This is a genomic window from Pseudomonas sp. JL3, assembly GCF_031570575.1.
GTDB classification, from domain to species: Bacteria; Pseudomonadota; Gammaproteobacteria; order Pseudomonadales; family Pseudomonadaceae; genus Aquipseudomonas; species Aquipseudomonas cucumis.
Map to the genome: position 1 here is coordinate 1 of NZ_JAKWJK010000080.1, position 308 is coordinate 308.

The window sequence follows — 308 nt, forward strand, 5'->3', positions numbered from 1 at the left end:
ACCGGCGGTTCGGGCAACGACACGCTGTACGGTGGCGCGGGCGCCGACCAGTTTATCGGCGGCGCCGGTTATGACACGGCGGGCTACACCGACAGCACCGTGGCGGTGACCATCAACCTGAAGACCGGCGTGCACTCCGGGATCGGGGCGGGTGACACCTTCACTGACATCGAGGCGATCAAGGGGTCGAACTATAACGACACCTTTGTCGGCGATGGCCGGGGCACGGACTTCGACGGCGGAGTCGGTATTGATACGGTCGATTACTCGGCGTCGGCCGCTGCGGTGAATGTTGATATCCGTCTGGG

The 308-nt window shown here is 64.0% G+C and carries 1 pseudogene; it reads left to right on the top strand.

The window, feature by feature from the left end:
• Positions 1-308 (top strand): annotated as a pseudogene (locus MMG91_RS28875) (calcium-binding protein); the annotation flags it as partial.